This is a genomic window from Bradyrhizobium arachidis, assembly GCF_015291705.1.
GTDB lineage: Bacteria > Pseudomonadota > Alphaproteobacteria > Rhizobiales > Xanthobacteraceae > Bradyrhizobium > Bradyrhizobium arachidis.
In genome coordinates this window covers 1,584,451-1,609,367 of sequence record NZ_CP030050.1, presented here as the reverse complement: position 1 = coordinate 1,609,367, position 24,917 = coordinate 1,584,451, and the positions used below count along the sequence as shown (strand labels likewise).

Sequence of the window (24,917 nt, the reverse complement as noted above, 5' to 3'; positions counted from 1 at the left end):
CACGGTCGAAGCATCGTTCAACGCGTTCTACGACGAGATCAACCTCGGCGGCGACCATCGCGACACCGCGAACAAGCGTCGCGACAGGATCGTCGATCTCCTGAAGAACGACTTCACGACATGCCGCCCGAATACTGGCGGGCCGTCCTGGACGACGTCTCCGCCGACGCAAGACCGACCCCAGATCCGATCGGGACGCAGCGGCTCTGCGATATCGACCGCCACCTGCTGCGAGTTGGCTGCCGGCGTTGCGGTCGCACGGTCGAGCTCCAGAAGGTCGAGGCGATTCGCCTGTATGGTCCGGATTCGATTTGGCGGAACGTCCGCCAACGTTTGCTGGACAATACGTGCTCTCAGCGCACCGGTCGCCATGAGGAAGACGGCTGCGGGCCGGCGTGCGACGTGCCGTAGCGCGGTATGGCGCCCAAGCACCACCCGACCCCACTCTCCGGAGGCGACCGCAAGTCGCTGCAGAAGGAGCTCGGCCGGGCCCGCGCCATGACGGGCATCCTCGCCGCCCAAGCCGCCGAGGCCCGCGCCAAAGGCGAGGCCCTGATCCGTCAGGCCGACAAGTTGCTCGCCGAATCCTGGAACGAAAGGATGTGGAGCGACGGCGAGCCTATCGATCCGTCGCCGACCGTCGACCAAGCCGTCAACGGCGGCTATGCGTGGCTCGAAATCGAATGCTCGCGCTGCAGGACTAGGCGGGACGTCGACCTGGCCGCCCTGCGTCATCCCCCGACTACGTTCGTCCATGACCTTGCGAGCCGCTTACGCTGCAGCAAGTGCGCCAAGGCGAATCGCCGCCCGTCGGCGACGCTGCTACAGTTGGCGCAGCGCCCTCGCCAGGCCGCTCCGGAGACCTGACGATGTGCAACCTCTATAGCATCACGACCAACCAGGCCGCTATCAGCGCTCTGTTCCGCGTCGTCAACCGCTACGTCGGCAACCTCGCGCCGATGCCCGGCGTTTTTCCCGATTACAAGGCGCCTATCGTCCGGACCGGGCCCAACGGCCGCGAGCTCGCCACCGCCCGCTGGGGCATGCCGTCGTCGTCGAAGGCGCTCATGGACGCCACGAAGAAGCGGGCCGACAAGCTGCAGGCGAAGGGCAAAGACGTCGACTTCAAGCAATTGCTGCGGATGGAGCCGGACGGCGGCACGACCAACATCCGCAACGTGAAAAGCAAGCACTGGACGAGATGGCTGGGAGCCGAAAGCCGTTGCGTGGTGCCTTTTAACTCCTTCAGCGAGTTCAACAAGGCCGAGGGCGGCGATATCTGGTTCGCGCTCGATGAGACTCGTCCCCTCGCCTGCTTCGCCGGCATCTGGACCAACTGGACGTCGGTCCGGAAGGTCAAGGAAGGCGAGACGACCAATGACCTCTTCGCGTTCCTCACGACGGAGCCGAACGCCGAGGTCGGCGCCATCCACCCCAAAGCAATGCCGGTGATTCTCACGACGGCTGACGAGGTCGATACCTGGATGACGGCTCCTCCAGACGAGGCCCTGAAGCTACAGCGGCCGCTTCCGGACGGTTCGCTAAAAATCGTCGCCCGCGGAGTCAAGGAAGATATGGTCGTGTTGGCGCAGTGATCATCGACGATGATGATGACCGAGCTGGCTCTCCGGGCCCCCAACGCAAAATCATCCACATCGATATTGAAGTCTTCTATGCATGCGTGAAGCAGTGGGGTGCCAGACTGCTTCCCGGCTGATTTTGCACAAGGCGGTTGATGCGGTGAGATTGGTTTCGCTCTTTTCAGCGATGAGAACAGCCTGCGATCGGCGCTCGACGGACTTGACGACCAGCAGCGTGCCGATGCGATCGACGAATTATCGCGCAAGCTAGGATTGGACCGCACCGACGTTGAACGCTCAATCCTAAGGTTGTTGATCGAGCGCGTTAGGCCTTAGGCGTTGCCTACGTCGCTCTGGGCCAGGCCCGTCACGGCCTCTGACGATCCGCGTACGCTCCTTAGGACTCATTTTGGGCGGGTCGGTGTGGCAGCGACCGCGGATCGACTCGACAAGGGGTTGGATCTCTATCTTCAGTTTCGCGAGGAACGCGGCCGCGTGCAGGTGCAGGAGTCCGATCTTCGGCGATGCGGCTATCGGTGTGAGCATTGCGGTCTAGCGCTCTGCAACGAAGAGCTCGTCCGCAGGGCGATCGTGTCACCGTTCGGGACGAGAAGGGCCAAGAAGACTGACGGCCTGAAACCACATTGGAACGGCGCCGACGAACTCCGGTGGCCGACGATGGATCACGACTGGCCCGTCAGCCTCTACGGCAACAACGACCGCACCAACCTCAAGGTACTCTGTCGCGCCTGCAATGAAGGTAAATCGGATTTTCTTACCTGGGAGCAGACGCGAGCGTCCGTCGGGCTCCCCCGGCGTACACAGTTGTCGAGCACAGGGAGCCTTCCCAAAGAATTATTCTATACGCAACTGAGGCGATCCCCTATTTGCATCGAGTCTGGCCAGAGCGCGACGAGCACTGAATTGACCGTCCGCCTTATCGATGCGAGCGGCCCGCTAGTGCTGGATAATCTCGTTACCGTCGCGAGTTCTGGTATCTGATTTGCTCGGCGACGCTAGGCGTCATCGTCATCACCCGCAGCTTCGGCTGTTATCATCCGCGACGGGCGCGATGCTTACGGATATGCTCCTCGCGAGCGTTACATCGAGCGCCGCGGCTATGAAGACCGTGGCGGCATCGGCTTCAGTGCTCCCGGCGTGAGCGTTGGAATCGGGACCGACCGCTACTGAGAGACGACGAGATACCTTGTGAAAATGGCCGCGGTGTAGTCCGCGGCTTTTTCATTGGGACTCATCCTCAAATGGCATAGATCGAATGCTTCGATCGGCGTCTGGTGTGATCTATCCCGACTTTCCCAGGCGAGGAGCGTTCGTCCCTCGCAACCGTTCCGCAAACCAAAACGCCCCGATCGCGGCAAACGCGAGAAGGAAAATTCCTCCACACGACAGGAATGTAACTGCGAAACTTGTGTCCATGACATTCTCCCAAGAGAGATGATTGGGTGCAGTCTCGATTCGACTACGCCGCTATCCTGGTGTGCCGCGATTTTTCAGGTGGCCAGATCGAAGGGCCGACGTTTCGCCGTTCGTCGAGCAGTTTCGCTGATCAGGCCGAGCTTGCGGAAGCAGGATCGGTTCAAAAATTTGCGGCGACCAGATCGTAAGAGCCCCCGCTGCCGCGGACGTACATCTTAGCAGCGGCGGCGCATATCAAGTCACGATTGAAATCGAACGCGTGCAGAAAACCCGACTCATCGTAACCGGTATCTGGTTGAATTCGCTTCAGCGCATCTTCGTTTATGAAAAACGATGCCTCAATAGCGCTGTCGTGTCCCCAAAATCGTACGGCACGCCGCGTGCGGTCATATGAACGGCTATGGTTGGGAAACTCGATCATGTTGTCGGGGCCGATCAGTTGTCGGAGCACGAGACCTCCGTGCCGGCTGCACGCGATTTGCGTCGCGGCATATTCGATGGCGTCCGATCCTGTCTCCGGCGCACTCGCGTGCAACCGGTCGATACGCTGACAAGGTATCCGGTAGCCAAAGCTTGGCGCGAAGCGCGAAGGGAGGGACGTTGGAGCGATCCGGTTGCGCCAACCTCTAACTGGGTATGCTGGAAGCGGATCACAACCCCGCTCGATCCCGCCACAGCAAATAGTCGCGCCTGGCCTCGTTATTCTGCGGATCGGCACTATATCTTGGATATCACCGCGCGCCCCTCGGCTGTTATCGGTGACTGAGAGCAGTGTGCTCCCGCCGCGACCTAGAGGCGGTTACTATGTCAGATATCTCCAAATTCAGCGTTCGCGAGTGGTTAGTGCCTCCGGTACTGCTGCCGATCTTCTTTGTGCTGCTGATCGCTGCTGCGATGCTTATTCAGTGGTAGTTCCCCTCGTTGGGCCCGCGCCGTCTGCTGAAGCCAACCGCTCATTCCGGCCAGTCAAGCGAGTCCAATCGTCGTTAGCTTGCAAGCTGAACATCCGGGCGGCAGACGCCCTGGATGGAGCCCGCAAGATGCCGCCGGGAGACGAGCGCGCGGAGGCAATGAAAAAGGCTACGATCCTGGAGAACGCCGCTGAAATGCTCGAGCATTTCAGCCGCAGGGTCGGCGTGCCGGCAAAATGACGGTTGAGGGCTAGTTTCTTCCCCCGCTCCACCGTTCACGCCCAAACTCGGGCACTTAGGAAAAGAGCTCCTGGGCATGGATCGTAGGAGCACCGAGATGCTTGTCCCAGATCGATCGCTCGTTTCAGTCAACACCCGTTTTCCCGTGGATGCCTATCCGATGGTACCCGATCTTTCACGCAGTCCGGCCGTCGTTCTCGTCGTAGAGGACGAGATGATGCTCCGCATGCGCGCGGTCGACATGGTGGAAGACGCCGGTTACACGCCGGTTGAAGCTCTGGATACCGACGAAGCCGTCGCAATCCTCGAATCCAGGTCCGACATCGCGCTCATATGCACCGACATTCAATTGCCCGGCAGCATGGACGGCCTGAGTCTTGCGCATACCGTGCATAAGCGTTGGCCGGCGATCAAGATCATCCTGGTGTCGGGACAATTGAACCCATCGAGCATCGATCTTCCCCCCTGTAGCAGATTTTTCGGCAAACCACTCCAAGCCTGGCAAGTCATAGCCCAGATGCGCAGCATGATAGGCCACGCCTGAATCTCGTGGTTCTTGGCGCCGGATGCCGCCAGACCTTTCAATGCCAACGCCCGGCCGAAATCAAGTGCGGTACCCCGCCCAAGGTGATACAGTTGCAAATGCTTGAAGTCGATCTCCGCACAGACAGGCGTCCGGGCGGCGCAGAATTCCACCAGGACTTTCTGGCGGCAGAGAATGTCAGCCTGCGGTTACTCCTGGCGCAGGCTGAGATCAATACGAGGAGCCTGCTTGCCAAGGCCGGTATCGATGCCAAAGAGCGCGAGGCATCCGACAAGCTGCAGAAGCTGATCCTCGAAGAACTGCACCACCGCATCAAGAACACGCTCGCGACCGTCGCCGCAATCGTCTCCCAGAGCCTGCGCAACCTGCAGGGGGGCGAGCACGCGCAACACGCCATCGAGGGCCGGCTTTTGGCACTCGGCCGGGCCCACGATCTCCTTCTGCAGGCAAAATGGTCCAGCGCCGATCTTGGCACGGTCGTCCGCAGCGCCATCGAAGCCTTCGACAATCCCGCCGAGTCGAAATTCTCGATCACGGGACCCGATATCCGGATGACGTCGGCTGCCGTCATCGCCGTCGCGATGACGCTCAATGAGCTCTGCACGAACACCACGAAGTTTGGCGCCCTGTCGGTCCCGGAGGGGCGCGTCGACCTCGTCTGGACGGTAGACCAACCGACACAGCGCTTGCACCTCACCTGGACCGAAAAGAACGGTCCGGTTGTCCAGCCGCCCGCCAAGCGCAGCTTCGGAACACGGCTGATCGAGACGCTTGGCAAGCAGCTCCAGGGCAATGTGCAATTAGCCTATGCGTCGACGGGTTTCTCGTACACGTTCGACGTACCGATAGCTTCTTTGAGCTCCCCGCCGGCATAGCCAGCGCGCATGTGGTCACGTGAGTGGATCAGTATTTACGTGAGTGGATCAGTATTTCTCTTCGTCCCTTTTTGTTGGGCGCCTTCGAGGCGTGGAGCTCGCAACGACCAAAGCAAAGCCGTCGTTGAAGGGGTCTCCCATTCGCGGGACCCACGCGGGATCCTGGGAGCCGGCGCATTGCCGATTATGCAGCGTGCTGCATCACTCAGAGCGGATCCACAGTCGCGGGGCCGGTAGCCAGGTCACAGCGGCCGGTCGCGAGTCACTCTGCGGGAATGCGTTACCATCGCCGACCCCAATTGCCGCCCCACCTACTTCCCCATCCGCTGCCACCTCGAAGCAGCCGCACGATGAGCAGCAGCAATATCGCTCCGATGGTGGCGTTGACGATCGCGCTGATCATCCCGCTACCGAGATGGATGCCTAGCTGAGGTAACAACCAGCTTCCGATAAAGGCGCCCAAAATCCCGACAATGAGGTCACCGATAATTCCAAAACCGGTCCCCTGGACGATTTGACCAGCCAACCAGCCCGCAACGAGACCGACAAACAGTATGACCAGCAGGCCTTCGCTCGACATATTCATTGTGACACCTCGGCATTCTGGTTTGGACGCAGTATTGCAAGCTGATCCGCCTGGTGTCTGTGCAAATTTGATCATCTTGTTGGAATATTGGCTTTGGCGCCAGGTATGGCCTCACGCCATCGGCCTCGTCGCAATTGGTTGAGCTCGCCTGTCAGGGTAACAGGCAGTCCACCACTCCTTTGGTCGCAGGTAGAGGCACGCGCGGTCGATTTGAAGTCTCATTTCGAACCGTTTTCTGACTCGCGAGCTGCACTGACAAGGCGCGCCTCGAGTTTCGCGCCATTCCCGTGCAGACACGAGCCGCTGAAGTGAGGCCAAGTCTGCTTTGCGCAGCCCGTGTCGACAACATGAATATCGCGCCGGTTGCTCTTCTGGAGGGCGGCCGACTGCCCAGGTTCGACCTCTGGGGCATATACAGACAGTACGAACAAGGCGGCGGCAATGAAGGCGGAAATTGCGACGGCCGAGAGCGTTTTGATCATTGGTTGCGGTCGTGTCATTCGCTGCTTTGGCTCGTGAACTTAATGATGATTCGCGCTTTGGTTCGTTGGAGAATCTAGCTTGAGCCGTATATTCAAACCCTTTGTGCTTCTGATCGCCGCCATCTACTTCCTGGTGGACGCCGTCTTTTTCACTCTCTTCAAACCTGTCCTTCGCCGGATGGCGGATTGCTGGGTATTCGAAAGCTTGCGAGCGTGGATTGTGTCGCTTCGCCCATATCCTACTCTGGCGCTGTTCATCGTGCCGGTCATTTTGCTCGAACCTGTTAAGCCTGTTGCGGCTTACCTGACGGCGACAGGCCACGTCGTTGACGGGCTTATGGTCCTCATCGTTGGCGAGCTTCTCAAGCTCCTGCTTATTGAGCGTCTCTTCAGCGTTAGCCGCGATAAGCTTATGTCAATTCCTGTTTTCGCCTGGTGCTACGACAGGTTTTGTCAAGGCCAGGACTGGGTCGCATCCCTGCAGGCATGGCAACTCATGCGTCGTTGGAGCTCCAATGCCAAGCACGCTGTTCAAAGATATGTCCTTGAATTTAAGGCTGCGCAGAAGCGAAAGAGGCTTTTTTGGCGAGCGCGCTGAACGTCGGCGCACGGCTGAGCAAATAGCGCCGCCAGATGTTTGTTGAAAACTATTCTCTTCTGACAGGTTGTGTCGTCGCCCAGATCCCCATCTAGGGACCGTGTTGGGATCTAAACCGGAGCCCGCAGCCCGGAAGAAATCCACTTCATCGAATGGGTTTCGCTGACGACTTTATCGACGTGATGGCAATTGACGCCCTGAAACGTACGAATCTCGAATCCGATCCGAGAGGGCTTAATGTGCGTCAGGGTCATTGGACCCAAGCATTGGGGGCAGGTATGGGGCTGAACTGCTATGCGGCTTGGGTCGAACAAGACTGCTAAGGATGACATGATGCTCACCTAAACTCAGGCGGGAGCGTTACAGAACTCTCATTCACCGATAGATGCCGTGATGGGGGCGGTGATGGAGGCACCATGGAATCATCGCTATCCCAGCGCCGTTCTATTTTGCTCACTTTCGAAAAGTTAACGAATTAGGACCCGGGAAAGCACAACGCCACCAAGCCCAATAATGCTTGGTGGCGTTGGATTAGGTCCGGACAGCGCAATCCCCCGGTGACCACCAAAACAGCAGATATGCACTGCGATCGTCTGTTCAAAATTGCTCACTTTCAAATTAGATCATTGCCATTTTTAAGACTAGGCCACTGTCGTCTGAAACAGGCCAGTACCTACCGTCCCGAGCCGTCCTGATCAGGACACTCGCAATTTGAAATTTTGACAGTGAGCAAAAGTGAGCAAGCGCCGCTGCGGCTGCAAACGGAAACCGCAGCCATTCTGTGAGTTCTCTCAAGATCCAGACGGCGCTGGGCCGTGCGGGGATCGACAGCCCATGCATCGCAACAGTTTTCTGATACTCGATCGCCTCGTCGGCGAGCAGCAAGTGTGGAATGGTGAGAGCTTAGATCAGACCACATTTGCAAGCCGGTCTTCTGTGCGCGCAGGAACGTAGCCTGATCTTGTCAGTTAGCGCTCCGAGACTTCATCTTAGGGAGTGTTCGCTATGGAGAACGATCGAATTGCCGGCTCGGCGAAGGACTTCGCCGGTAGGGTCGAGGGCACCGTCGGCGATATCGCCGGCGACGCAAAGACCCAGGCAGCAGGCCGCATCCGCGAGGCGACAGGCACCGCGCAGAACCTGTATGGCCAGGCCAAGGATGCAGCGCGGGAAGCTACGGATGCCGCCGTCAACTACGCCAAGGACGCTTATGAGAACAGCGGTGATACTTTCCGTGACGGCTCGCAAGCGATCGCGAAGAAGGTGCAGGACAATCCCCTCGGTTCGATGTTGATCGCGGGCGGGATCGGCTTTGCGTTGGGGCTATTGCTGACGCGCCCGCCGCACCATCCGCCGCAGCGCGGGCGACAACGGCTATGACGGCCATATCGGAGCTATTCACGCTTTTTGATTGATTGGCTGTTTGTTGACTTGGAGATGAGATCGTGAGTGATGACATCCCGCTGGCCCCTTTCGCCCATGAAAGCTTGGATTCCGTTCCAGAACCGAAATCCACCATCGCGGAAGTCTCCGAAGCTGTGAGGGGGCAGTCCATCGAGTTAGCGGCGCGATAGAAGCGGGTCGAAAGCCAGGGATGCCGTTGAGCATCTTGAGCAATATCGCGCGCGAAGCGCCACTTGGTTCGCTGTTAGTCGCGTTCCTGTTGGGCGTTGCCGTCGCACGCCGGCGATGATGGTTTTGGGGGCGCGCTAACCGTCCCAGGCTATACAGATCTCAGGACTCCTCGGTAGCTGCCTAGAGCAGGTGCCCGATACCCGCCCGCAATGGCCGAGAAGGGTCCTGTGCCATGGTCACCTCCTTGGTGAGGGCGGTAGGCTAAGTGCGCTTAGAGCACGCCGCCGGCCAAAATTGACCACACTGTCCGGCTTTAAATTTCAGACCCCCTGGATTTAAACTGGGGGCGCGGGGGGTACAGCATCCGCACCCGATAATCATCTTCGAAAGAAGCTGGCACTCTTCCTGATTGCCGGTCGTGTTCGATAACATCAGAATTGGGTCCAATTTAATGCAGATCAATCTGCGCGACCTTATATCGCGCGGTAGGGCAGGAACTTTTGCTGGCTGACCCTATTTGTCCCGATGTCGGACGCACAACGATTGGTGAATATCAACGCGCCGCGAGGCAAAACCCCCGCACAATGCCACCGCCAGTTTGTTTGCGCTGCGATCAGTATAGTCGTAGCGGAGAATTCTTTCATGAAAAGCGTTTTGAAGCTGACTGCAATGCTGGGGCTCGCAGTGTTGATGATCCCGTTGAGCGCAAATGCTCAGGAACAGAAGCACGAAAACAACAAAGGAGCACCGGCGGCGCGTTCAGCCCCAGCTGTCGCGCCGCCGCCACAGCGGCAGGCCGCGCCGCAAAGTCAGGCCGCTCCGCAACGCGAGGCCGTGCCGCAACGCCAGACCGCACCGCAACGTGAAGTCGCACCGCAACGGCAGGCCGCGCCGCAACGCGAGGCCGCGCCGCAACGGCAGTCCGCGCCGCAACGCGAGGCCGCGCCGCAACGGCAGGCCGTACCGCAACGTGAAGCCGCGCCGCAACGCCAGGCCGCACCGCAACGCGAGGCCGCTCCACAAGGCCATGCGCCGCAAAGGGCCGCAGCTCCAACGCGTCAAGCAACGCCACGCATCATCAACAGTCCGCGGGACAATGCACCCGCCCGAACAGCAACTCCGCCGACCACCCACAACGCCGCGCCCAAGGCCGCCGTATCCGCTGCGCCAACGCGCGAGCAGCTGCGCCGCCAGCAACGCGAGGAGCTCACGCTGCGCCAACAGGAAACCCGTGAACTGCGAAAGCTCCCGACTGCGCAACGCGCGCAGAAGCAGCAGGAAATCAATCAGCAGCGTGAGCAGCGCGTGCAGCAGCGGCTGCAACCTAACGGCCATGCTCAGCCGAATGCATTGGTTCAACCCAATGAGCAAGCGCAGCGCGGCGAGCGTCGTAACGGTGTCGCGCGTGTTACACCGCAGGCAGCCCAGCAAGGCCGCTTCGCTGCGCGTTTCGCGGCACGGGCGCAAGGTGCCAATTTCCGTGCGGACACGGCTGCGCTCGCCCCACGCCGGGCCTGGAGCCTCGGCCTGCGCGCGGCCTTCGTGCCGTGGCACGGGTCCGTGTTCTGGCCCTATGCCTATTCGGACGTATTCGATTACGCATTCTGGCCCTCTGGCTATGATGACGGTTACTTTGCCTATGCCTATGATGATTTCTTCGACGGCGTGTTCTGGGGCCAAGCCGGTCTGCCGCCTGAGTACAGCTATGCCTATGCGCCGCCAAACGGACGCCAAGCCCGATCGACTTCTTCCACCGTGGAAGAACCGTGCACGCAGCCTGGCACGGGCATCACTGCTTGGCCGCTCGCAGAAATCAATAGCAAGGTCGGCTTGAATACCGAGCAGAAGCAGCTTCTCGACCAGGTGCGAAGCTCGGGCCAGAGAGCCGCCAGCGTGTTCAAAGCCTCATGCCCCGCGAAAAACGCCTTCGCGATGACGCCACCCAGTCGCCTACAGGCGATGACGTTGCGGCTGACAGCCACGCTCGAAGCAGTGCAGACGGTCCGCCCGGCGATGGAGAAGTTCTATAGCTCGTTGAACGATGAGCAGAAGGAGCGCCTAAACGAAATTGGGCCGAAGCAGAAGAGCAACGCCGAGGCCAACCAGACATCGGCGCGGGATGGCAAGAGCTGCAGCGAACCGAAAGCCGGGCTTGCTAATCTGCCGATCGAGCGGATCGAGGACGCGGTCAAGCCGACCAATGCACAGGAAGGTGGTTTGAAGCTCCTTGATAGGGCCACTGCAAAGGCTGTCTCGATCATGCAAGCCGCCTGCCCCGAGGACACGCCAATCACTCCGCCCGGCCGGTTGGAGGCTATGGAGAAGCGCCTGCAGGCCATGATCGATGCAGCTAATACGGTGAAGCCTGCGCTCAACGACTTTTATGGGTCACTGAGCAGTGAGCAAAAGGCGCGCTTCAACCGCATTGGCGGCGAACTCGCGCAATCCGGCAACTAGTTGAGTTGGGCTCCACGTTGAGTTGAAAATAGATGGCGGCCCGTGTGGCCGCCTCTTTGTTTGCCGGTGGTGCCGAGCGGATTTAGAAGCTATCACTCCGGACATTGGTCCCAAAAAGGCGCATATCCGAGATGGCCATGACTGACCTGACACAACCTTCGTCTAGGGTCCGTTTAGTCTTCGATACCGCTGCTAAAGTCGAAAATCGAATGCGCTTCGAGCCGCTTTCACCTTTGCAGCGGCGGCTTGCGATGACCGAGGAAGCGACCGAGCAGCCGGCGCCTGCCTTTGCGTGGAACGAGATCGACGTCGCTGACGAGTTTCGCGCCACCCTTGCGCCGTTCCAGCACTATCTTGCGGCTGTGGAAGGCTTCAAGCTCGGTGCGATGGGCGACGCTGACCACGGTGGCCATGGGCAGCTCCTTGGTCATCAGCTCCATCATCTTGTCCTGGCTCTTTTCATCGAGTGCAGAGGTCGCTTCGTCCAGCACGATGATATAAGGCTTGTGCAGAAACAGCCGCGCGAAGGCGAGCCGCTGCTTTTCACCACCTGATAGCGTCTGGTCCCACGGCGCCTCTTCCTCGATCTTGTCCTTGAGATGACTGAGGCCGACCTTGTCGAGCGCTTCGCCGATCTGTTCCACCGTCCAGTCCTCGGCGGCGGCTGGGTAGGCAGCGGCTCGCCGCAGCGTGCCCAACGGCACATAGGGTTTTTGCGGCAGCATGAACAGGCGGCGATCTGGATGGAAATTGACGCTGCCGCCGCCCCACGGCCACAGCCCCGCGATCGCGCGCACCAATGTGCTTTTGCCGGTGCCGGTCTCACCGGCCACCAGCAGGCGTTCGCCGGCTTCGATCACGACTTCCGCCTCGCCGACCACGGCGGTGCCGTCGTCGAGGGTCACCGAAAGATCGTTGAGACTGAGAATAGCGTCGCCTTCGGTCTCGCCGCGCTTGATGCGGCCGATGCCGTCGCCACGTTCGGCGCGCTCAAGGCCGTCCAGGGACATCATCAGCGAGGCGATGCGCCGCGCGCAGGCGTTCCAGTCCGAAAGCCGCGGATAATTGTCGACCAGCCAACCAAACGCGCTCTGCACGATGGTGAAGGCGGAGGCCGCCTGCATCACCTGTCCCAGCGTCATGCTGCCGTCGAGAAATTTCGGCGCGCACAGTAGCAGCGGCACCACCGGTGCGATCAGGCTCGATCCCTGCGACACCAGCGTGGTGCGCATGTGCTGGCCGGCGAGCCGCGCCCATTGCCTCAGCACCTTGGTAAAGGTCTTGTCAATGCCGTCGCGCTCTTCCTCCTCACCGCCGAGCAGCGCTATGCTCTCGCCGTTCTCGCGCACGCGGGTCAGCGTGTAGCGATACTCGGCCTCGGCCTGATTCTTGTCTTCGGAGACTTGCACGAAGCCGCGCCCGATCGTCATGATCGAACCTGAGGCAATCGCCGCGTACAACACCGCCGCAATCACGAGGAAGCCAGGAATGGTGATGGTCGATCCCGCGATCGTGACCGTCAGCGCGCCGCCGATGGTCCAGAGCACCACGATGAAGGTGGTCGCCGACAGGAATGCCGAGGTGACGCCGGCGGCGAAATCCACCGGCGCATCAGTGGCCACGCGCAGATCCTCGCCGATGCGGTATTCTGGATTCTGATGGTCGCCGCTGACGAGATTGAGCTGATAATAGCGGCCATTGGTCAGCCAGCGCGACACCACGGAATTGGCTAACCAGGCCCGCCAGCGGCGCTGGATGCCCATACGCGTGAATACTTGCGCAACGCCGAGCAGGACGCTGCCGATCGCGAGCGGAAAGAACACCGCGGTCAAATAAAACACAGCGGTGGAATCGCGCTTCTCGATCGCGTCGAAGATCGCCCGATTCCAGACATTGATGCCGTATTGGAAGCCGACATTGGTGACAATCAGGATCACCAGGACGATGGAAAATATCCACGCCACCCGGTCACCGTTTTTCCCCCAAAATCCCTTGGCGCTGATCCAGAAGGCGCGTGAGCAGATAATCCCGGCGGATTTGCTCCGCATCTTCGGCAGACAAATCCGGATCGGTTTCAACGACTTCGGGCGGGGGTGGCTCGACGTAGGCACCGGTTTCAGTAACAACCTTGACGATGGGTGAATCACTGATGGCGGGCCTGCGCATATCCCAATAACGCAAGGAAAAACAGATGGTTCCGCTAGGCTTTGGAAGACCTAGAGCGGTTCATGGCTTGATTGAATCGGGAGGGATTCCCGATTTCGGACGAATATGATTCAAGATGCTGGCTGGGCTGGAGGCCAGCATCCGATGGTCCGACCGATATCCAATGATCTGCGTAAGCGGGCGGTTGCGGCGGTTGCAAAGGGCGAGAGCTGCCGTTCGGTGGCATCGCGGTTTGGCGTTGCGGTGTCGTCAGTTGTGAAGTGGTCGCAACGTTATCGAGCGACCGGCTCAGTGGCCCCTGGCAAGATGGGCGGCCATCGCAAGCCCGTTCTTGAGCCGCATCGCGCCTTCATCAAGGAGAGGATCAGTCAGACGCCGCATTTGACGCTGCACGCCCTCAAGGACGAACTCGCCGCGCGCGGGGTCAAGGTCTCCCACAATGCGGTTTGGACGTTCCTGCGCCGCGAAGGGCTGCGGTTCAAAAAAACGCTGCTCGCGCTCGAGCGGGCTCGCTCCGACATCGCACGTAGACGCCAGCGCTGGCGCTCATGGCAGGCCAATCTCGACCCTCGACGGTGGCCGTAAGGAGCGTGCCAGATGACCGCATTCTGATTCAGACGCCAGCGAAGTGAGCTTTGACCGCCAAGACGCGAACCCACCTAGAACGCCGGCCGCCCCCCTTGCCAGGGTCGAAGTGTCGCTTCCCGTCAAAAAACGCCGCATGTCGAGAGTTAGTACTTAAACTCCGGCATGGCCTTCAATTCGTCCTTGGTGGCGTTATACACCGCGTGATCGGGATACCAACGCGTACTGGCGCTGGTTGTGGTGGTTGTCGTGGTGGTTGTTGCGGCACCGGTGGTGGTTCGCGTGGTGCTATCTGGAGCGGGAGTGGTTGCAGGCGCATTCGCCGGTGCGGACGTTGTTGACGAAGTTGTCGAGGTCACCGGCTGGTCAACCCACTTCAGCTTATCGAAGGCGACCGCCACGTAGTGTTCGCCCAGGCCGAGAACGCCGCCCACACCCAGAATGACATTGGCCACCTTGCCTGACCTATCCAAAATCACGTCGTGGATGTCGCCGATCTTCTCGTTGGCTTCATTGTACACATCGACGCCGGCGAGCTTGGACGCGCGCCATTCACCCTCCTTGTGCGTGGTAGCACTGGTTGTCGAAGCCGCTTGGTTTGTGGCTGTTTGCGCCGCCGCCGCGCCGGTCATCGACGCGATAGCCAGGAATGCTATTGCAAGACATTTGGAAATCATGATGTTCCTCCATTGTTTTGGTGAACAATAACGCGGTGTGACTTTGGTTCCAGCGACGGAACAGTAAATCATCTCCCCGCGGCAAGGTCTCAGAGAGGCGGTGGACACCCGCGCTCAAATATTGCGCTACTCATTCGATCACCTCGTCGGCGCGAGAGTAGCGTGAGTTGCGGCCTTCTCGACACCCGCGCGGCAGATAATCAGCCGGTTTGCCCAAATCACATTCTGCACCTTAAGGTGCGTTTCGCTCGTTGGCATTGCGGCGGAGTCGACTGCGATCGCTCGGCGCTACCCGGCAAACTGCGCCTGGTGATCATCGTACGAACATACAAGCACCGCCTAATTAAAAGTTAGAACTGAGATTCCGAAGCAACCATTGGTGGCGCGCGGCATTGGTCCACTGTTAAACAAACAAGGGAAAGTTCAAAAAATGTCGAACGCAAATCAGATTCATTCGAATCAAAATTTCGAGCACCAGCAGAATAGTAACGAACAAATCGATACAGGGACTGCGTCATCTAACGCCTTCCTGGCGATTGCCACTGCTTACGGTGACTACACGAAAAAGTCGTTTGAAGACACGAAACTGTTCGTTGAGAAGCTCTCTGGCGTGAAGTCGCTCGACAAGGCGATTGAAGTTCAAACCGAATTCGCCAAGACGGCCTACGAGACGTTCGTTACGGAGTCACAGAAGATTGGCGGACTGTACAGCGATTTTGCCAAGCAGTCCTACAAGCCATTCGGTGATCTTGTTGCAAAGATGACCTCGACAAATCGATAAATCGTTCCCCGCGGTGTGTCAGAGCACAAATACCCTGCTCATCGCGAGGTTTTTTCCGATCATCACTTAATCCGTCTAATCCTGGCAGCTGAGAGCTTGCGCTCGCGTTTGCTACGAGGAGCATTATGTCCAATCCTAATCCGCTTTTCCAAGAGTTGTCCTTTGATCCAGAGCAGGTAACCGCCGTGAATCAGGCCTACGACCTGGCATGTCGAACACTTCAGAATATCGGTCAGTTGGAGGTAGATCGCGAAATTATTGCTAAGGGTATTTTGCAGGCTGCAGGCAGCGGCGAGCGGGACGCCAACAAACTATGTGAACGTGCTATCCTTGGATTGACCCCGGTGGACTATCGGCAGCATGGCACTTAAAACAACCAACGAAGCGACCGGTTTCGGCTTCGAGACGGAGACATCGGCCTGCCAATCAAGAGGCCAGGAGACGCTATTCTGATGTCGAGACCGCCAGCTGACCCGATAGGGCTTGTTACTACCTCCGCCGTGCTGCAGCGGACCATTTCACCTTGGGCTGGCTGATGCACGGCCTTCGCAAGCGATCCTTCGGGATCATCATGATCCTGCTCGCGCTGGTCGCGCTCGCACCGGGCTCTCGATCGTAGCTGGCCTGCTACTCACGATTCCCGCGTTCCAGATGATCGCGGGCAAACCCGCTCCGGTCTTTCCACGCCGCATCGCCACTCGTTCCTTGCCGACGAAACACCTCGCTGCTGTGGTGCAGCGATCCTTACCGGTGCTCAGATATCTTGAGAAGGTGGTTCATCCACGGTGGCGCACCCGTTGGAGGCAACCAAGCGCCTGGTCGGCTCGTCGTGGTACTGAGCGCTACTCTGGTCTTCATTCCAATACCCCTGAGCAACGTCGTCCCCGCTTTGGTGATTGCCTTGATCTCCCTTGCCTATCTCGAGGAGGATGGGGTCCTGTCTCTCGATCGCCTTGCTGGCCGCCGCCATTTGTGCGGTCGCGACGGCGGTAGTTTGGCAGACGGTCGTCGGCGCAAAATGGATCATCGATCTCTGGTAGCGACCTGTCGCTGGTAACGAACCGTGCGATGCCGCTTGCTGGCCGCGCCAACAATACTCGCGTCGCTTCTGTCCGGAGACCGTTTGAAGCCGCAAACAAAGGCGTCAGCGCTGCTTCGCTCGACCACACGACCAGCGGAGCTACGGGACCGAAGCGGGAAAGAATAGCCTTGCTGGCGGGAGAAACCTTTCCTTCGGATCGATGTTGTCATTCCAGCAACAGAACCGGGCGACTGGCAGTTGCTCGAAAAGCCGCTCGGCGTAATGCCCGGGCGGCTTTTTCCTTTAACGTGGGAGGGTGCAATGCCAAATGATAAGCCCCTCAAGCCCGACGACTTTCCGGTTGAGGTTGAGGGCGACGAATTAATGACTGCGGACGGCAAGCCAATCGCCAAGGCGAAAACGCCAGACATCGCAGAGGATATCGCGGACCGTCTCAACGAAGACGATTGCCGTAAAGAGCAGGACAGATGGTCGGCTTGATTTTGCTTGTGGTCGCGTCGAAGCATGCCGCTTCATCGCCAGTTCGAAAACCGTTGTGTCTCCCCCTCCCGCAGATCGCCGGGTTTGGTACCCTACAGAATTCTGTTGAAATGATACGCAGCCACCGCCAGGTGCGTGCAGGTTCGCTCCGTATCGGATTCTCCTTGTCGCTTCACGCAGGCTTGCACCGACGGCAAGATCAGCCTTTCGGCTTTAACCTGAACGTTCCTGATATGGCGTTGCTCATGCGGGTCTATATTTGGCCAGATCGCTCTTTGCTAGTACGCCCATTCCTTTCCGGCCTTTCCGGGTGGGTCCGAGCGAGAGCAGAGAGGTTTCCTCGTTGCTTGGCGCCTGGTCGAGCCCAAGAAATGACTTAGCGCACACAGGGGTTGAAGGTTCTGGCGACAGCCCAGTGATCGACGCGATCACTCGCATTACTTCCCAATACATCTCCCAACCCAAGATAGAAGCGGAACTATAGGCTGTTGGGGCCGTTCCACTCTATGGCCGACCTTCGTCGGCATGGATTCAATTTGAATTGGAAAAATCAGATGAGAAAGTCATTAATGGTGTCCGTGGCCGTTGCGGCCTTGTTGGCCACGACCGGGCTTGCGACAGCTCAAGGCGTTAATCAAGGAGCAGCGAAGGAATCTCCGACTGTCGCTTCGCCTAAAGGTGATACTGCGGCGCCGATGAATGCACCCGCAAAGGGCGCCGAGACCGCTACACCCGGCGCTGGGTCAAAAGAAGCGGCGCCTCAACATGCGCACGGCAAGCCGGATGCAAAAACGACCGGCGACATGAAAGCTGATGGCAAGTCGAAGGCTTCAGAGTCAATTACTCCGACCACCACTTCGAAGGACATGAAAAATCCGACCGCCGAAACGAAGTCGCCTTCTGACAGCAAGGCGACGAGCGACATGAAAGCCGACAGCAAGGCGAAATCACCTGATTCGACCACCACCTCAAAGGACTTGAAATCTCCGACTGCCGAGACCAGGCCTTCGACACCCGACAGTAGGACGACCGGCAATGCCGCAACCTCGGCGACATCAGCGCCTCCCGCCGAAAAGCGCACCCAGATAACCTCGGCGATCAAGCAGGAGAAGGTTGAGGAAGTTACAAACGTGAACTTCAACCTCTCAATCGGAACGGCTGTCCCGGCGGGTGTCCGCTATCATCCGATGCCAGCACGTATCGTGGAAATCTATCCGGAATGGCGTGGATACGATTTCATCCTTGTGCACGGCAACTACATCATTCTTCGCCCGCGCACCCACGAGATCGTTTACATCATCGAAGGTTAGGCGAACTCGCCAAGCACACGACAAGCAGCTACAAAAAACCAGAGGGGGGCTTAAGAGCCGTCCTCATTTTCTGAGCCAGCGGCCGCGGAAGGTCCTATTTGTCCTCTTCGAGTCTTTTTTCGAAAGCGAGCAGTATTGACCAGTGTGGATGGAACCAAGACACTATATTGGTTAGATCACCGCCCTACCATAGGCAACAATCGGTGACTGAGAGTGTCGCACTCCCGCCTGGGTCTTAAGGGGAGTATCATGCCGTCGACTCAATCTCATCCAAGTGTTGGTGTTGCAGACTTCAGAATTCATAACTGCTCGAAATGCCGAACACCAATGAGGTTGGTCTGCATCGAGCCGGACAAACCTGGTTTTGATGTGCGCACCTTTGAATGCGCAAAGTGCAGTGCCGACGAAACCCTCCTCGTTGCCATTTAACTGAGTTTCATATCCCGCTTGATTGCGCCCGCCTACAGAGCAGCGCAAGAGCTCCTACGCTAGAATGCATGATTGTGATGCCGCAACCGCGGAAGCTATTGCGGCCGATCGCATGATGCCGCGGGGAGCGGTCCGAAGCGGACACAACTCGTTTCGCCGGCTCGATCATCGCAAGGATCATTGGCGAACCGCATCCAGTGCAGCCGGCACGATCTTGTGGAGAGTTGGGATTGAAGCTGTCCCTATTTTACTGGGGAAGGCGAAGGACAATCAGTGAGCAGCGTTGCTCCTTCCCATGTATGGGCGTTCAGCCAATCATTGTTCTTGAACAGGGCTCGAAGTGATAAGGCTATCTGTCGCCGCTGATTGCGCTCAGCCCCCGGCGGGAACGAGCGGGCATAGCGCAACATATCGCGCCTTATCTGGATAAACTCCTCAATGCTGTGACGCTGCTCGAAGGTTGGCAACCGGTGGACGGAAGACATGATGCTCCCCTGACGTTATCGGCGAGAGCGCTACCGGACTCTCAGTCACCGAAAGCTGCCACTGACGGGGCGGTGATGAGGTAGTTTGTACCCCGGCGGCGATGACTACTGGTCAATATTGCTCAGTTCTCGAATTTGTTCCTCTGTAGGTTTGTTACGCCCGCGCTCTTCCGGACGAACTCGTTCGCTGAAAGGGATTATGATTGACACCGGAAGCGATCATACGCTCCCATTCAGAGGGAAAGCCATGGTTGCCGCCATACCGCCAACACAGTGTCCTTCCTTCCCGCTGGATGTTGATCGGCCGGAGTCACATGCCGCTGCGACGGAGGCCGCCGACGAGGCGGAGATGCCGCTGCCATCCGATCCGCAGACGTTCTTTCTCGGTGGTTTGTTCGCGTTGGGCGTCCTGGCGGCACTCTATGTGGCAAGCTCGATCATCCTTCCTGTCGTGGTCGCCCTCGTGCTCAATCTCCTGCTTCAACCCGCCGTTCGCCTCTTGGGGCGTTTGCATCTACCCCGCGCTGTCGGAGCGCTCTTCACCGTCTTCCTGGTGATTGGAGCGCTTGTCGGTACGGTGGCAGCGTTGTCGGTACCGGCCACGACCTGGGCCGAGCGGCTACCCGAGGGCATCCCCCGCCTGGAGGCACACCTGCGGGTTATAAGCGCGCCGATCCAGGCGTTGCAAAAGGTAATCCAACAGGCCGAGCAGGCTGCAGACGCGCCGCCTGGCCGGGGTTCGATTGTTTCGGTTCGCCGCGATCTGGGCATAACGGGCGTACTTTTCGCTGGCACGCGCTCCGTACTCGACGGCCTGTTTACGACTGTCTTGGTGCTCTATTTTCTCTTGGTAGCGGGCAATATATTCCTTCGACGCACCGTTGAGATCCTGCCGACATTCAACAACAAGCGACAAGCCGTCGATATCGCTCAGCAGGTCCAGGAGGACATATCGGGCTATCTGGTGACAATCACGGCCATGAATGCCGCCGTCGGTGTCACGACGGCGGCCGCGATGTATCTTTGCGGCCTGGGAGACCCCTTGTTGTGGGGCACCACAGCCTTCCTGCTCAACTACATTCCAATTTTGGGACCGCTTGTCGGGGTATGCATCTTCGTACTGGTCGGAATGCTGAGCTTCGAAAGCTTATGGTGGGCTTTGCTGCCGCCGGTCCTCTACTTTGGCATTCATCTCGTCGAAGGTGAAACAGTGACGCCCATGCTGCTGGCGCGGCGCTTCACGCTGAATCCGGTATTGATCATCCTGTCGCTGGTGTTCTGGTTTTGGATGTGGGGCGTGCTTGGCGCGATCCTGGCCGTCCCGATGCTGGCTATTCTGAAGATCATCTGTGACAGGTTGCGCCCGCTCAAGGCCTTGGGGCACTTCCTCGAAGGGGAATAGCGGCATTACCGCTGGTTCGCATGACCCGTAGCAACCGAAATGTGGGTGACGACTTTGGGCTGACGGTTTTTGAGAACGGTGGCTGCCTCGGAGCGCGCCCTACATTGATGACCGGGATGACGCGATCGGAGAACCATCCGCCGTCCAGTCGATTCGCCGTATTGGATGCGGTTTACGTGTGCGCGAAGGCGATCAGACCTACGATAAAGTGACGAAATTCCCGAACAACTGCGCACACGTACGCTTGCCGTGAAGTCATTCGAAGGAAATGATGGCCGATAACCGGTTAGTCGACGGTCTTCAGACCGAACCAGTCGTAGAAGAGTGGTGGCTCGCGCCGTCGAATGTCGACTATGCATATTCACTTTGCGGCAGCTGGTTGCTACATCGCAAGAGTGGAGAGGACCGGTGACCTTGAGGTTTCCGCCAGCAAGGTCCCGTCGGAGAGCTATTGAACGAACTCGGTAGCAACGAGTTGTCCCTGATGCCTAAACGCAAATCACCATCCACGGGCGCAATGAGCGTGCAGCCTGTCGAGCATAGCTCGACAGCGCCAACCCAGCTGGCTATGGCGCCAACGGTCGGCGAGCAACACAGGACGCCACTTCCGAAAGAACAACAAGCAAGGGCGGATGCAGTCCGCACCGCGAACGCAAGAATGATGCGGCGCAATTCCCTGCGGACGCAGCGTCAAGCGCAGAAGGGCTAGTGCAGGCCGACAGGTTGCCTGTTCAGTTGCTGGAATCGATCGCCCGGTCCAGGTCGCGAAGGTACGATAGTCCGTGCACCGTCAAGCGGTGCTGGTCTTTTTCGCCGCCGATGTACAATTTCATCAGATGCTTGGAAAGACATTCACGGGCGCCCTTCGTCTCGGAGCGGTCCGCAAGGACGCCGTATATGCTTAGCGCGCGATCAACGGGGACGATGTTCATTGGATTAACTCATGGGACCGTTTCAGCTCTGAGAAGGTAAGGTTCGCTGCTTCGTATCGTTCCAAGAAATAGCCCGTCTCATGATGCGATTTTGAGCGCGAAGTGATTGCGCCCCTCGCTCTGTGATGCACAAACGCCGCCAGGCGGAAATGATCCCCTGACGGCGTTGCATGAGGCTGAATGCTAAATCCCTTTCACGAGAACTGGTCCGGGACTTCGGAAAAGGCTCAACCGACCAAAAGCGGCTTGACCTTCTGCCGGAACCAATGTCGTCGGCGCAACTTGGTGACGGGTGACCGGATGCATGTGCCCCCAAGCATCCGATGAAATGACGGCCTCAGCTCGTCCCCCCGCGCTGGGGCCGTTCCTTGGAACGGTGCTTCTAGTCGCGCTCTCTCAGCAGGGGCTTCTCATGCAAGACCGCACTCAACAGCGAATTGTGGACCTCAATGTGCCCATTATAGCTGATGAGGCCCAGCCTGCGAAACTTGTTCATGAAATAGCTGACCCGGGATCGCGTGGTCCCGATCATTTCAGCCAATGTTTCCTGACTGATATTCACGCTGATCGGCTGCGGGCTCCCTTCCTTGCCGAAATTCGCGAGCAGCAACAGCAGCCGAGCAAGCCGCCGCTCACTCGAATTGAATAGCTGGTCGATCAGGTCCTCCTCAATCCGACTGTTCCGGGTCAGGAGGTATGACATGAATAGCTCTGAAAATTTCGGCTCGTCACGAATAGCCGACATCATGGCTTCCTTGGTGATCGACGTGATGACGCAATCTTCCATCGCTGTTGTCGTAGCGATGCGTAACGGGTGACCATTCATGCATCCTTCGCCAAAGAACTGGCCGGGCTCCAGAATTGCGACGACCGCTTCCTTGCCCTGCTCAGACACGACCGTTAGCTTGACTTTGCCTCTTTGAATGTAAAAAACGGTGTCCGCGACGTCGCCTTGCTGGAACACATGTTGATTCTTGGGAAGTTTGAGAATCGTTTTCCCCGCGCCCACTTTGGCGAGAAACGTTTTGGGGTCAAACATGTCCTTGGTTGGCTTCGCCACGGGAGCCTCCTTTGACTCAGCGAATTTGCTCGATTTCGGTTGGCTGCCAAGCGCCAAGCCTTTCGAACCGAGCGGCGAGCTGCTACTTTAGCCAACTGATCACTTTGCGGGGCTTGCCCCGTTTCGCAGACATTACCGCCTGATTGCCCGCAGTTCTACGGAGAAGGCCCGCCTTTTTGAGCCCCTCGGTTCGCTGTGCGCCGGGCGACATCGCCTGCGCTTCCTCAAGCGCGTCAATCGCTCTCGCGTGCAGGCTGCGGCTGTCACTCACCAGATCAGTTGTGACCGTGACCATGTGAGCATGATCGCACTTGGCGCACTCAAGTGTGCGGATATCGAAGCCGGATGGCCCAGCTCAACGCGCTCCAAATGCATCCTTGCGTTGCAGTTTTGACATTGCGGTTGCTGGCTGGGCGAGGAGTGAAACGCGGGACGAGGAATAAGTCTTTGCCATCAACCGTCCACCTGTGCACGTCTACCCAACCCCGAGATCGGCGTGGGAAGGCAGTTTGCCATTCCGAGTTGAGGACGCGTCCTATGTCTTGGATCGCGGTCAGCCGGTCACTTTCGGTGTGCGTTGGGCTTTTTCGGTATCAGCCATTTCCTCATGTCAGCGGCAAAGCCAAGTTGTTCGGCTTTTCTGATGGCTTCGGATCGCATCGATCCAGCCGGCAACTTCTCTGCCCGTGCCAGAGCCTCAGATGCCCGGGTAGCCCAATCGTGACTACCGAGATCGTTGCGCGGCAGCCCTGTCATGTCATGATCCTTACTGCGGCCTTCGCAAGTGGCTGTGTTCCCAATCGACAGCACCGGACTTCATCGGGTCGGCGACTATCTGCGCCTCATGAATATGGGCGCACCTGATGCAACGCAGGGTCCAGTGCTCGAACCCAGCATGGGCCACCGCAATGTTTCGCACCTCTGTACGCGACTGCCATTTGGGACAACGAGGCTGCGCCGCCGCGCGAGGTGATAGGGTCTTTGCTTGTGATCGGGCAAACTTGCCCCCTGTGGGACAGGCGGGCGCACTATCCAACTCTCTGTCACCGATGGGTGCCAACGGTCGGGGGGTGATCACAGCAGTATCGACTCGGAGCGCGGCCCGCTGGTCAATATTGCTCACTCATGAGAATTTGACGGGATGATTGTAATCAGCTGTAGCGGCAAGCCTCTTTGAGAGACACGAGTGTTAGACGCCAACCATTGCCAACTGGCGCGGTCTTTTCGTGCCAGTTTATTTGTGCCCTGGGCTCGTTATTCGAACCTTTGGTCCCCATATCTATGTATGTCTGATCAACCATCGAAGTTGGTCGGAATGGGCCGAGACTTTCAACGAAAGGGGCCCGGCATGTTTAAATCTCAGCAATATCGTGCAAAGGCAGTCGAGTACGGCGAACTGATTAAGCGTTCGATCGGTCCGGCTGAGATCCGTAAATTTCAACAACTGCAGGACCGACTTGCCTCGCTCGCGGATAACGAGCAGGGTCTGGCGGACGACTATGACAATGCAGTGCACGTTGCGGAGCAGGACGGATCGAGCGGCGCAGCCCTTGCGGCCGAAGAAGAGCTCGTTTTGCGTTGTCTCGGCGCGGCCATCATCATGCAATGGAACGCCCTGCCGACGACGCTGCGGCGAGAGATCTTCGACACCGCCGGGTCGGTCGGCAAGTTGTTGGAGACGGCGGCGCTCCGCGGGCAAATCGCCCGATTTCTGCATAAGCACAAGGATGATGCCGGTCGCGGCAAACTGCCTTTAACAGAAGGCACGCCTAGCGATGCGAGAACGGTCGCTCTGGCTCTGTCACGGTGGGACAACGAGGGAGGCGCAGTCCGCGACGTGGCTGCCGATGAAAATAGACGTCAATAACAGGAGGACTCCCATGTCATTTACACAGTTTCGAGTTGATGACGGACCACACACCATGGACGGGCTACGGCTTTTTGCTCTGGATGGAAATGAACGGGTCGAGGCGTTCATGGGCCGAAAGGTGATGGACGTTTGGGCGGAGTCTGTCGAGCATCGTGGAGGACGACAAAGTCTGTTCCGCGATCAATACAATGCGCTTGGCAGGCTGAACCTTGCCGCACTTCAGCGGATTGTGAGCGCGAAATACCAGCGAGGCGCCGCATTCAACCGCCAGCATCCCTTTGTCGAGGTTCTATTCTCTGACATTACGGAAAGCGGCGAGGCTTTGGATCTAAGTGAACTCGTTCGGGAGGCGTTGCCGCCAGCATTTCATAGACTGGCCTGAGACCTGGACCACGAGAGTGCCGCGACTGGAG

At 58.5% G+C, this 24,917-nt stretch carries 24 protein-coding genes and 3 pseudogenes; 19 read left to right on the top strand and 8 right to left on the bottom strand.

Annotated features, from left to right (window positions below; genetic code table 11):
• The first annotated feature begins 12 nt into the window (after positions 1–12).
• From WN72_RS07905 to WN72_RS07890, 4 genes are all read left to right on the top strand, one after another.
• A complete protein-coding gene (locus WN72_RS07905) occupies positions 13–411 on the top strand; it encodes a hypothetical protein (RefSeq protein ID WP_092218790.1) in 399 nt (132 codons plus the stop codon).
• Positions 412–417: 6 nt separating this feature from the next.
• Positions 418–867, top strand: coding sequence for a hypothetical protein (locus WN72_RS07900; protein ID WP_092218757.1), 450 nt, complete (start codon positions 418–420; stop codon positions 865–867).
• A 2-nt stretch (positions 868–869) separates the two neighbouring features.
• Positions 870–1,595: an SOS response-associated peptidase gene (locus tag WN72_RS07895; RefSeq protein ID WP_092218759.1), complete on the top strand. Its 726-nt coding sequence runs from the start codon at positions 870–872 to the stop codon at positions 1,593–1,595.
• Positions 1,596–2,003: 408 nt separating this feature from the next.
• The gene (locus tag WN72_RS07890) at positions 2,004–2,582 is read left to right on the top strand and encodes an HNH endonuclease (protein WP_092218761.1); all 579 of its coding nucleotides are present in this window, start codon (positions 2,004–2,006) and stop codon (positions 2,580–2,582) included.
• A 595-nt stretch (positions 2,583–3,177) separates the two neighbouring features.
• Here the strand turns inward: WN72_RS07890 and WN72_RS07885 are convergent.
• Entirely contained in the window at positions 3,178–3,468 is a 291-nt protein-coding gene (locus tag WN72_RS07885; RefSeq protein ID WP_244553928.1) for a DUF1488 family protein, read from the bottom strand.
• An 860-nt stretch (positions 3,469–4,328) separates the two neighbouring features.
• Between WN72_RS07885 and WN72_RS07875 the strand changes: the two genes are divergently transcribed.
• Both WN72_RS07875 and WN72_RS07870 read left to right on the top strand, forming a co-directional pair.
• A complete protein-coding gene (locus WN72_RS07875; RefSeq protein ID WP_041955390.1) occupies positions 4,329–4,712 on the top strand; it encodes a response regulator in 384 nt (127 codons plus the stop codon).
• A gap of 98 nt (positions 4,713–4,810) precedes the next feature.
• Complete coding sequence (locus WN72_RS07870; RefSeq protein ID WP_038954956.1) at positions 4,811–5,587, top strand: sensor histidine kinase; 777 nt, start codon at positions 4,811–4,813, stop codon at positions 5,585–5,587.
• A 280-nt stretch (positions 5,588–5,867) separates the two neighbouring features.
• Here the strand turns inward: WN72_RS07870 and WN72_RS07865 are convergent, their stop codons facing one another.
• Both WN72_RS07865 and WN72_RS07860 read right to left on the bottom strand, forming a co-directional pair.
• Complete coding sequence (locus tag WN72_RS07865) at positions 5,868–6,173, bottom strand: GlsB/YeaQ/YmgE family stress response membrane protein (RefSeq protein WP_092218763.1); 306 nt, start codon at positions 6,171–6,173, stop codon at positions 5,868–5,870.
• A 218-nt stretch (positions 6,174–6,391) separates the two neighbouring features.
• On the bottom strand, positions 6,392–6,655 hold the full coding sequence (locus tag WN72_RS07860) for a hypothetical protein (RefSeq protein ID WP_092218765.1): 264 nt from the start codon (positions 6,653–6,655) through the stop codon (positions 6,392–6,394).
• Between the two features lie 79 nt (positions 6,656–6,734).
• Here WN72_RS07860 and WN72_RS07855 point away from each other — a divergent pair, with 79 nt between their 5' ends.
• From WN72_RS07855 to WN72_RS07845, 3 genes are all read left to right on the top strand, one after another.
• A complete protein-coding gene (locus WN72_RS07855; protein WP_041955320.1) occupies positions 6,735–7,253 on the top strand; it encodes a hypothetical protein in 519 nt (172 codons plus the stop codon).
• A gap of 1,005 nt (positions 7,254–8,258) precedes the next feature.
• Positions 8,259–8,633 (top strand): CsbD family protein, encoded by a 375-nt coding sequence (locus WN72_RS07850; RefSeq protein ID WP_038954960.1) that lies wholly within the window; start codon positions 8,259–8,261, stop codon positions 8,631–8,633.
• An 837-nt stretch (positions 8,634–9,470) separates the two neighbouring features.
• The gene (locus tag WN72_RS07845; RefSeq protein WP_143130783.1) at positions 9,471–11,285 is read left to right on the top strand and encodes a Spy/CpxP family protein refolding chaperone; all 1,815 of its coding nucleotides are present in this window, start codon (positions 9,471–9,473) and stop codon (positions 11,283–11,285) included.
• Between the two features lie 227 nt (positions 11,286–11,512).
• Here WN72_RS07845 and WN72_RS07840 read toward each other — a convergent pair.
• Positions 11,513–13,451: pseudogene (locus tag WN72_RS07840) on the bottom strand (ABC transporter ATP-binding protein/permease).
• A gap of 144 nt (positions 13,452–13,595) precedes the next feature.
• Here WN72_RS07840 and WN72_RS07835 point away from each other — a divergent pair.
• Positions 13,596–14,027, top strand: a pseudogene (locus WN72_RS07835) (helix-turn-helix domain-containing protein); the annotation flags it as partial.
• A 155-nt stretch (positions 14,028–14,182) separates the two neighbouring features.
• On the opposite strand, the gene WN72_RS07830 reads toward WN72_RS07835, so the two are convergent.
• Positions 14,183–14,713 (bottom strand): PRC-barrel domain-containing protein, encoded by a 531-nt coding sequence (locus tag WN72_RS07830; RefSeq protein ID WP_020607909.1) that lies wholly within the window; start codon positions 14,711–14,713, stop codon positions 14,183–14,185.
• A 430-nt stretch (positions 14,714–15,143) separates the two neighbouring features.
• Between WN72_RS07830 and WN72_RS07825 the strand changes: the two genes are divergently transcribed.
• The 6 genes and pseudogenes from WN72_RS07825 to WN72_RS07800 all read left to right on the top strand — a co-directional run bounded on the left by WN72_RS07825 (position 15,144) and on the right by WN72_RS07800 (position 18,326).
• Complete coding sequence (locus tag WN72_RS07825; RefSeq protein WP_092218769.1) at positions 15,144–15,494, top strand: phasin family protein; 351 nt, start codon at positions 15,144–15,146, stop codon at positions 15,492–15,494.
• 125 nt (positions 15,495–15,619) lie between these two features.
• Positions 15,620–15,865 carry a hypothetical protein gene (locus WN72_RS07820; RefSeq protein ID WP_018643672.1) on the top strand — a complete coding sequence of 82 codons (246 nt, stop codon included), beginning with the start codon at positions 15,620–15,622 and terminating at the stop codon, positions 15,863–15,865.
• Positions 15,866–16,145: 280 nt separating this feature from the next.
• Positions 16,146–16,232, top strand: a pseudogene (locus WN72_RS47730) (hypothetical protein); the annotation flags it as partial.
• Positions 16,233–16,323: 91 nt separating this feature from the next.
• Positions 16,324–16,551 (top strand): exopolysaccharide biosynthesis protein, encoded by a 228-nt coding sequence (locus WN72_RS47725; protein WP_161533471.1) that lies wholly within the window; start codon positions 16,324–16,326, stop codon positions 16,549–16,551.
• A gap of 285 nt (positions 16,552–16,836) precedes the next feature.
• A complete protein-coding gene (locus WN72_RS07805; protein WP_020607910.1) occupies positions 16,837–17,016 on the top strand; it encodes a hypothetical protein in 180 nt (59 codons plus the stop codon).
• Between the two features lie 569 nt (positions 17,017–17,585).
• Positions 17,586–18,326: a DUF1236 domain-containing protein gene (locus WN72_RS07800; RefSeq protein WP_194483040.1), complete on the top strand. Its 741-nt coding sequence runs from the start codon at positions 17,586–17,588 to the stop codon at positions 18,324–18,326.
• Between the two features lie 671 nt (positions 18,327–18,997).
• Here the strand turns inward: WN72_RS07800 and WN72_RS07795 are convergent.
• Positions 18,998–19,240, bottom strand: coding sequence for a hypothetical protein (locus WN72_RS07795; RefSeq protein ID WP_143130784.1), 243 nt, complete (start codon positions 19,238–19,240; stop codon positions 18,998–19,000).
• 247 nt (positions 19,241–19,487) lie between these two features.
• On the opposite strand from WN72_RS07795, the gene WN72_RS07790 reads away from it, so the two are divergent.
• Positions 19,488–20,642 (top strand): AI-2E family transporter, encoded by a 1,155-nt coding sequence (locus WN72_RS07790; protein ID WP_092218774.1) that lies wholly within the window; start codon positions 19,488–19,490, stop codon positions 20,640–20,642.
• Between the two features lie 731 nt (positions 20,643–21,373).
• Here WN72_RS07790 and WN72_RS07785 read toward each other — a convergent pair.
• Together WN72_RS07785 and WN72_RS07780 are read right to left on the bottom strand one after the other, a co-directional pair.
• Complete coding sequence (locus tag WN72_RS07785; RefSeq protein ID WP_018643678.1) at positions 21,374–21,574, bottom strand: hypothetical protein; 201 nt, start codon at positions 21,572–21,574, stop codon at positions 21,374–21,376.
• 382 nt (positions 21,575–21,956) lie between these two features.
• Positions 21,957–22,634, bottom strand: a complete 678-nt coding sequence (locus WN72_RS07780) for a Crp/Fnr family transcriptional regulator (RefSeq protein ID WP_041955330.1) — start codon at positions 22,632–22,634, stop codon at positions 21,957–21,959.
• Between the two features lie 1,348 nt (positions 22,635–23,982).
• On the opposite strand from WN72_RS07780, the gene WN72_RS07775 reads away from it, so the two are divergent.
• Both WN72_RS07775 and WN72_RS07770 read left to right on the top strand, forming a co-directional pair.
• On the top strand, positions 23,983–24,501 hold the full coding sequence (locus WN72_RS07775) for a hypothetical protein (protein WP_244553930.1): 519 nt from the start codon (positions 23,983–23,985) through the stop codon (positions 24,499–24,501).
• Between the two features lie 13 nt (positions 24,502–24,514).
• Positions 24,515–24,886 carry a hypothetical protein gene (locus tag WN72_RS07770; protein WP_018643682.1) on the top strand — a complete coding sequence of 124 codons (372 nt, stop codon included), beginning with the start codon at positions 24,515–24,517 and terminating at the stop codon, positions 24,884–24,886.
• Positions 24,887–24,917: the final 31 nt, after the last annotated feature.

Excerpts from the sequence above, each read along its gene's own strand:
- WN72_RS07850 (WP_038954960.1), top strand. The coding sequence starts at position 8,259 with ATGGAGAACGATCGAATTGCCGGCTCGGCGAAGGACTTCGCCGGTAGG.
- WN72_RS07825 (WP_092218769.1), top strand. The coding sequence starts at position 15,144 with ATGTCGAACGCAAATCAGATTCATTCGAATCAAAATTTCGAGCACCAG.
- WN72_RS07830 (WP_020607909.1), bottom strand. The coding sequence starts at position 14,713 with ATGATTTCCAAATGTCTTGCAATAGCATTCCTGGCTATCGCGTCGATG.
- WN72_RS07865 (WP_092218763.1), bottom strand. The coding sequence starts at position 6,173 with ATGAATATGTCGAGCGAAGGCCTGCTGGTCATACTGTTTGTCGGTCTC.
- WN72_RS07895 (WP_092218759.1), top strand. The coding sequence starts at position 870 with ATGTGCAACCTCTATAGCATCACGACCAACCAGGCCGCTATCAGCGCT.
- WN72_RS07900 (WP_092218757.1), top strand. The coding sequence starts at position 418 with ATGGCGCCCAAGCACCACCCGACCCCACTCTCCGGAGGCGACCGCAAG.
- WN72_RS07870 (WP_038954956.1), top strand. The coding sequence starts at position 4,811 with ATGCTTGAAGTCGATCTCCGCACAGACAGGCGTCCGGGCGGCGCAGAA.
- WN72_RS07785 (WP_018643678.1), bottom strand. The coding sequence starts at position 21,574 with ATGAACATCGTCCCCGTTGATCGCGCGCTAAGCATATACGGCGTCCTT.
- WN72_RS07820 (WP_018643672.1), top strand. The coding sequence starts at position 15,620 with ATGTCCAATCCTAATCCGCTTTTCCAAGAGTTGTCCTTTGATCCAGAG.
- WN72_RS07790 (WP_092218774.1), top strand. The coding sequence starts at position 19,488 with ATGGTTGCCGCCATACCGCCAACACAGTGTCCTTCCTTCCCGCTGGAT.
- WN72_RS07875 (WP_041955390.1), top strand. The coding sequence starts at position 4,329 with ATGGTACCCGATCTTTCACGCAGTCCGGCCGTCGTTCTCGTCGTAGAG.
- WN72_RS07860 (WP_092218765.1), bottom strand. The coding sequence starts at position 6,655 with ATGATCAAAACGCTCTCGGCCGTCGCAATTTCCGCCTTCATTGCCGCC.
- WN72_RS07800 (WP_194483040.1), top strand. The coding sequence starts at position 17,586 with ATGGTGTCCGTGGCCGTTGCGGCCTTGTTGGCCACGACCGGGCTTGCG.
- WN72_RS07770 (WP_018643682.1), top strand. The coding sequence starts at position 24,515 with ATGTCATTTACACAGTTTCGAGTTGATGACGGACCACACACCATGGAC.
- WN72_RS07805 (WP_020607910.1), top strand. The coding sequence starts at position 16,837 with ATGCCAAATGATAAGCCCCTCAAGCCCGACGACTTTCCGGTTGAGGTT.
- WN72_RS07845 (WP_143130783.1), top strand. The coding sequence starts at position 9,471 with ATGAAAAGCGTTTTGAAGCTGACTGCAATGCTGGGGCTCGCAGTGTTG.
- WN72_RS07795 (WP_143130784.1), bottom strand. The coding sequence starts at position 19,240 with ATGTCTTCCGTCCACCGGTTGCCAACCTTCGAGCAGCGTCACAGCATT.
- WN72_RS07775 (WP_244553930.1), top strand. The coding sequence starts at position 23,983 with ATGTTTAAATCTCAGCAATATCGTGCAAAGGCAGTCGAGTACGGCGAA.